Source organism: Mesorhizobium sp. M7A.F.Ca.US.014.04.1.1 (assembly GCF_003998745.1).
GTDB classification, from domain to species: domain Bacteria; phylum Pseudomonadota; class Alphaproteobacteria; order Rhizobiales; family Rhizobiaceae; genus Mesorhizobium; species Mesorhizobium ciceri.
Genome location: NZ_RZRW01000344.1, coordinates 1 through 6410, shown reverse-complemented (window position 1 = coordinate 6410; position 6410 = coordinate 1). Strand labels below are relative to the sequence as shown.

Sequence of the window (6410 nt, the reverse complement as noted above, 5' to 3'; positions counted from 1 at the left end):
CTTCCCGGCGTCGACGAGGTTGGAGAGCATATCCGCGTTGTCCACGCCTGAAACGTTGACGCGGTACGATTTCAGGCCGAGATCCTTGATGAAGTCGAGTTGCCTTTCCACCGGAATGCCCGGATAGGAGACTATTGGATGGCCATTGATGCCCCAGAGGAAATCGGCTGATGCAGGCGCGGCTGTTGCCAGCAGGCAGGCTGCAACGATTGCGAGACGAAACGACACGGCAACAAGCCTCCCTGCCCGATTTCGAGATCCGGGATAGTGGGGACTGCACACACTTCGCGCAATTTGCCCATACGGTTGAGCGCGGGCTCTCGTTACCCCTTTTGACGGCGGTCATGGGACAGCCTATTTGGACTGGCCTCCACCCGACCGCACCTAACCCTTACCAGCCCGCCCAAATGCCTTTGAGACCGTTCGGGTCCGAGAGAAGGATCGTAGTGATGTGACAGCGATGGCTCCACTCCGTCAAAAGTGGAAGGTAGCTACCGCTAATTCGGGGACGGCTGTCGGATTCCAGGGATGCTATGGTACGGCACTAGGCAAATGACATTGGTTGCGGAGCGCGCTGTGGACGGGAGTGCTGCATGTCACTGAGGGTCGGCGACTGGGTAGAGATTCGGTCCAAGGAAGAAATCCTTCTTACGCTCGACAGAAATGGTCGACTTGAGGAGCTTCCTTTCATGCCACAGATGTTTCAATATTGTGGTCACCGCTTTCGTGTTTACAAGCGCGCGCACAAGACATGTGACACGATCAATTTTGCTGGCGGACGCAAGTTATCCGGAGGCATCCATCTTGAAAACCTGAGGTGCGACGGCAACGCGTTTGGAGGTTGTCAGGCAGCGTGCCTGGTCTTCTGGAAAGAGGCATGGCTCAGGCCTGTGGCGTCCTCGGACGAAGCAATCGCGCCGCGAACCAACGCGGCGAATGGAAAAGGTTGCACGGAAAGCGACGTGCTGGCTGGTACGCGCGCCAAGAGCCAGCCACTTTCAGGTGGTCCGAGATACTCATGCCAAGCCACAGAACTTCTGGATGCGACCACCCCACTTTCTTGGTGGGATGCCCGGCAGTATGTGGAAGATTATGCATCGGGAAACGCCAGCAAAAAGCGTCTCCTGGTCGGATTCATCTATGCAGCAGTATTCAGTATCTATCACTACATGGGCCGTCTGCATCTCGGGAGGCTCTCCGTGATTGTCAGCTGGCTGTATGACAAGGTGCAGCACATTTACGGTGGCGTTTCATTCCCACGATATCGGGGATCGATACCTGCCGGCCAGCCGGTTCCAACCATCAAGCTTGATCTCCAACCGGGGGAGCTGATCAGGGTTAAGTCCTATGAAGAAATCCTCAAGACCCTAGACACGGATAATAAGAACCGTGGCCTGTATTTCGACGCTGAGATGGTCCCCTATTGCGACCATACTTTCAGGGTCCGGTCGCGAGTAACAGCGTTTGTCAATGAAAAGACCGGACTTCTCAACCGGCTCAGGGGACCGGCGGTCATCCTGGAGAAAGTCTGGTGCAATTCGAGGTATAGCGATTGCCGGATGCAGTGCCCAAGAGCCGTCTATCCCTGGTGGCGAGAAAGTTGGCTGGAACGGGTGCCTGGCGAGGCAATCGCTCACATGGGGCATGCTACGGCAGCTCAAACGGAAACAAGCGCGTATGCAGCCAGTGATACATGACCCACAAGGCCCTCAGTGCCAAAGGCGAACCCCGCAACCTTAAAAGGGAAGCCATTCAAAGTGGCGTCGCCAGGATGGTGAGCCAGGGGGTGAACCTGATTCTCAGGGTGGGCTATATTGCCATCCTGGCACGCCTGCTCAGCCCTGACGATTTCGGCCTGGTCGCGATGGTGGTGGCACTCACAGGCATTTTCGACGTCTTCACCACCGCCGGGCTTTCCTCCGCTACCATCCAAAAGCATGAGATTTCGTTTGACCAGGTTTCGGCACTGTTCTGGATCAACATACTGGTAGGGGTCTTTCTCGCGCTGCTCTGCGCCGCGAGTGCCTACACGATATCAGCCTTCTACCATGAGCCGCGTCTACTCAGGATCGCCATCGCGGTCGCTCCAGCTTTCCTGCTTAACGCGGCCGGCGTGCAACATGCCGCTCTGATCGAGCGCGACTTGCGTTATGTCACACTCAGCGCGATCGAAACGGGTGCCCTGTGCGTGGGCATCCTGTCCGGTGTGCTGCTCGCGTTGCGTGGCTACGGCTACTGGGCACTGATCGCCCCGACACTTATCTCGCCGGCAATCAACAGCCTGGGCTGCTGGATCGCCACCGGGTGGATTCCTGGATGGCCTCGACGCGGCGCCAATATTCGCTCGCTCTTGCATTTCGGTGGAATCGTCACGCTGAACAACCTCGTTGTCTATATTGGCTACAATGTGGAGAAAGTCCTTCTCGGGCGGCTCTGGGGCGCTGCGTCGCTCGGATTGTATACCCGGGCCTTCCAGCTGATTGGCATCCCTACGGCGACCATCAACAGCGCCGTCGGTGCGGTACTGTTCTCGGCGTTGTCACGAATGCAGCATGATCCCGCGCGGTTGCGGAACTTCTACCTCAAGGGATATTCGATCGTCATCGCGGTGACGGTTCCCATCACAATGTTCTCGTTCCTGTTCGCACATGAGATCATCACCGTGGTGCTGGGCTCGCAATGGACGGGGGCGGCGACCATCTTCCGGCTGCTCACGCCTACCATCTTGGTGTTCGGGATCATCAACCCTACATATTGGCTGCTCATCTCGACCGGCAAGCAGAAGCGCAGCCTGTATCTGGCTTTCGCCATCGCCCCTCTCGTCATCACTTCCTACTGCGCAGGAATCTCCTTCGGCCCCGAGGGCGTTGCACTGAGCTACTCGACGGCGCTGGTGCTCTGGCTCTATCCACACCTGGTGTGGAGCCTGCACGGAACGCCGGTTTCAGTCGGGGATCTGTTGCGGACGATCATGAGGCCATGGATGGCCGGCATCGTGGCCTCGGTGGGTGCGCTGGCAGTGCAGCGCTATCTCGGCCCGGAGGTTCCTTCGCTTCTGCGGCTCGCGGCTGGCGGGCTGGTTCTGATGAGTATCTATGCATTCGTCTTGCTGTTCGTCTTGGGGCAGCTCAAGCTGTTTCAGGATGTGCTGCTGGGCTTTCGAGGCGAGGCGCGGGCCGGCGCTTGACGCAGCCCGCGACTTCGACCGGCGAAGGCCCGAGAGAGAAGCTTTTTGGAGGGCAAATGGCCAGTATAGCAATCGTCCATAGCTATCCGTACGACGCGTTCTTCGGCGGAGACGGCGCCTATATCCAGGCGTTCGGGCGATATCTCCTGAAGTCCGGCCACGAGGTACACGGGTATGTATCCAACATAGCGCGCGGCCGAAGGAGTCCAGTCTGTAGGAGCGTATATGAAATAGAGCAGTTTTCTTCGTGGCAGGTTCGTCGAAGTATCAGATTGGGCCAGAGAACATTTCTATCCACGGAGTTGCTTCGGTCCGGGCATCTGGCCGGATCGTTCCTTGGACGGAAGACCGCACCTGTTTCCCCAACGACGGACCAGAACTTTTCCGAGGGAGAGACTCAGTGGGTGCTTGACCGTATCGAAGCTGGACGGCCGGACGCCGTCATACTGTTCCACGATGCCGTGCATTTCGCCCCTGGCCTCTCCCGCAACGGTAACAGGGTTTTCTCACTTGTTGGCCATCTTCAGCACCGCAACGGGGCAGCGCGCTGGGAGGCCGGCGCAACCCCCGGCCCGGACAAGAATTGGACCGAGGAAAAGAGATTGTCAAACTCGCTGAAGGCGGCAGAGTGTGTCGGTTTCAACAGCAAGGATGACGCCTCCTACGCCCGCAACCATCTCGGGGTGACACGCGTGATCTCTCTTGGCATGGGCTTCGACAATCACGAAAAGCAACCCGACAGCAATGAGCCCATCGTTCTCTTCGTCGGGAATGCCACAGAGCCAAATCGTGCCGCACTGTCGTGGTTCCTGAAGGAGGTCTGGCCAACTGTTCGAACCTCATGCCCCACGGCAAGGGTTCGCATCGTCGGAACCGCCGCCTTCACATGTGAGGTTACGCCGGCGGCCGGCCTGGAGTGTGTGGGAGCGCTCCCGGACCTCGCTCCCGAATATAGGCGCGCCCAGCTTGTCGTGGCCCCGCTCGTTTCCGGCAGCGCCGGCGTCAAGATAAAGGTGGCCGAGGCCATGTCTTACGGCCGCCCCCTCGTGACGACCTCGATAGGTGTGGACGCAGGTGACCCCCACCAACTTGATGAGGGAGCGATCGTGGCCAATGGTGGTGCAGACTTTGCACAGGCGGTCATCGCGCTGTTAAGCAATGCGGAACTTCGGCGTCAGAAATCCGAGGGTACCGCGCATGTATTCGCCAGCCTCTTTTCCTGCGATGTGTGCTATGGCCCGTTCCTGTCTTGGCTCCGCAAGGCAGGCCAGGTGGCTGATAGCAGCTTGTCATCACAAATGGTGTAGGGAGGCGGGCGCCTCTCTAAAGTGGCACTCGACAGGATTTGATCAGCACTATGCTGTATCCGCATGCTCCACTTGGCGGGTGGACGAGCCCGACCGACCGGAAACCACTGCCAAGGCCCGTCTGACGGCGCCCTTCGTTCGATAAAGATGGCCCAGCGGCGGAAACAGCCTCAATATCGGAGACAGCGAAAAGCTATATCTAAGCAATTCGACGCCACAAGCGGTCCTTCCTCGGACAATATGAGAGACTGCCGACCAATAAGCGGCATCGGCAACCCGGCGCATTGCCATGCGACGAAGCCCCGATGCCGCCGGCATGGCAGCGCCTTCGCACGAGAAGAAGCTGGCGAATACCGCCTCTCGTTCTTTCAATTGCGTTAATTTGTCCGAAAAGTGGACCACCGTTATTTGTGCTGCATGCACGCGTCGGATACCGAGCGCGCCCTCGAATTCCACGATTGAACCCAACCGCGCGAGGCGAAGCACCATCTCCAAATCGGGCGCGTGCGCGAGTGACGCACGGTAGTGACCCACCGCCTTTTGCGCAGTCATCCTGACCAGCACCGCTCCCAAGGCCAGGGACACTCCCAGATGGCCCAGATGACGACAACAGTCTTCAATGAACCGGGCACCCGCCGTTACGCGCCATCCATCTGGTTGACTTGGTTCGGCAAAATCCTTCCCCTCGATCATGCTGAGATCAGACCCTATGGCGAAAGCAGCCCCAGGATTGCTTTCGAGGACATCAACGGCGCGTTGGAGCGAGCCGTCTGTCAGGAGATCGTCGGCGCACAAAAGGATGAAGTAGTCTCCTCGCGCAAGCTCGACGCCTTCGTTGAAGGACGCAATTGGCCCTACATTCCTGGCGTGGCACACGACTTCAACCCGGCTGTCTTGGGCGGCAAGTCGGCGTGCCACTTCCACGCTGTCGTCTGTTGACGCGTTATCGATAACAACAATCCGGAGATCGTCGATGCCTTGCGAAAGCACACTGCGTATACATTGCGCGAGGAACCGATCAGCGTTGTAGCAGGGTATGACTACATTGATGCTGGGCATCAGCACAGGCTCCCCTTACCTGATTGGTCGCCTCGGTTATCGGAGCGACCTGATGTGGGCCAGCACAGGCACCACGCCACGATCGAGGACAAAGACTTGGTTTCCGGGCCCATCCTCCAACAAATCGGCTGGAAGGTCATGCCGTCTAAAAGGCTAGGGGATGACAATCGACCAAAGGCGTAGGGGGAGGTGCAACCTCATCGCCAGCCTCTCCGTCTCATTCAGCTGTCTGTGAAGCGGCCGGAGAGATATCGGGTCAGCGGCACTTCAGCAAAAAGATAAACCAGCACCGAAACGCAGGTGACGGCCATGGGCGTCACGAACAACAGCACCGAGGCGAGCCGCGCCGAATCTCCGCTTTCGGCAACGAGCTTCTCGGATACGATAGCCACGAACCAGTGGGTCAAGTAGATCGCATAAGTGCATTTGGCGAGAAAGTTCAAGAGCTTGGAGTCGCTGAAGACACCGAGCTGCTCCAGAGCGACAACCCCCAGCAACAGGACCGACATCGGCATGCCGAGCGCGAGGAGACGGGGCAGCGCCGGCCAACAGAAAGGACGCAAGACTGCTGCTAAGGCTCCGAAGGCGACTGCCGCCGCCGCGAGGGTAACGGCCCCGCTCCACGGCAGTTTGAAAGGGAACAGCCCGGAGTTGGAAAGCTTGAAGATGACGATGCCGAAAGCGAAATCGATCAGGATCGGATTGGTGTAAAATACGAAAATGGGGTTCTCAATGCTTGATGTCTCGCCCGCGACCGCAAGAAGAACCGCGAAGGCGGCGGAATAGAGGATCCCATATTTCACGCTGACGAGTTGGAAAGCTGCGATGATCAGGCTGAATTCGACGATTACCAGCAA

5 protein-coding genes and 1 pseudogene are annotated in these 6410 nt (G+C 58.3%); 3 read left to right on the top strand and 3 right to left on the bottom strand.

Annotated elements, in window-relative coordinates; translation table 11 throughout:
• A pseudogene (locus tag EOA22_RS21380) lies at positions 1–228 on the bottom strand (hypothetical protein); the annotation flags it as partial.
• Between the two features lie 365 nt (positions 229–593).
• Between EOA22_RS21380 and EOA22_RS21375 the strand changes: the two are divergent.
• The 3 genes from EOA22_RS21375 (at position 594) to EOA22_RS21365 (ending at position 4494) form a co-directional block, all read left to right on the top strand.
• Positions 594–1697 carry a hypothetical protein gene (locus tag EOA22_RS21375; protein WP_245478665.1) on the top strand — a complete coding sequence of 368 codons (1104 nt, stop codon included), beginning with the start codon at positions 594–596 and terminating at the stop codon, positions 1695–1697.
• The gene (locus EOA22_RS21370; RefSeq protein WP_127390204.1) at positions 1694–3187 is read left to right on the top strand and encodes a lipopolysaccharide biosynthesis protein; all 1494 of its coding nucleotides are present in this window, start codon (positions 1694–1696) and stop codon (positions 3185–3187) included. The genes EOA22_RS21375 and EOA22_RS21370 overlap by 4 nt, the downstream gene beginning before the upstream one ends.
• A 404-nt stretch (positions 3188–3591) precedes the next feature.
• Positions 3592–4494, top strand: coding sequence for a glycosyltransferase family 4 protein (locus EOA22_RS21365; protein ID WP_164753915.1), 903 nt, complete (start codon positions 3592–3594; stop codon positions 4492–4494).
• A 48-nt stretch (positions 4495–4542) separates the two neighbouring features.
• Here EOA22_RS21365 and EOA22_RS21360 read toward each other — a convergent pair whose 3' ends face one another.
• Both EOA22_RS21360 and EOA22_RS37735 read right to left on the bottom strand, forming a co-directional pair.
• Complete coding sequence (locus EOA22_RS21360) at positions 4543–5553, bottom strand: glycosyltransferase family A protein (RefSeq protein ID WP_024505411.1); 1011 nt, start codon at positions 5551–5553, stop codon at positions 4543–4545.
• Positions 5554–5774: 221 nt separating this feature from the next.
• On the bottom strand, positions 5775–6410 hold a 636-nt coding region (locus EOA22_RS37735; protein ID WP_206521309.1), incomplete at its 5' end, for an acyltransferase family protein.